At 47.1% G+C, this 242-nt stretch carries 1 pseudogene; it reads right to left on the reverse strand.

Annotated elements, in window-relative coordinates:
• Positions 1-27 precede the first annotated feature (27 nt).
• Positions 28-242: pseudogene (locus CH339_RS25940) on the reverse strand (hypothetical protein); the annotation flags it as partial.

The raw sequence follows: 242 nt of genomic DNA on the forward strand, positions 1-242 counted from the left end.
GAGTGTCAATGTCTTTTAGAAGGATGGTCAATAAACCAGAAGCAGATCTTCCATTGAGGAAGTCGTGCGCTTGTCTGTAAAATAAGCGTGGAGAACTTCATTTTCATCCAGCTGGCTCAGTTTTTGTCCGTCCTTCTCAATAATGATCGGGTGTTTGCAGCCCCTTTTAAACATGAGCATGACCTCATAAATCTGCTGTTCGGCGCACACCGTGATCGGTGCGAGTCGCCGCACTTCCCTCT

Source organism: Rhodobium orientis (genome assembly GCF_003258835.1).
Lineage (GTDB): Bacteria > Pseudomonadota > Alphaproteobacteria > Rhizobiales > Rhodobiaceae > Rhodobium > Rhodobium orientis.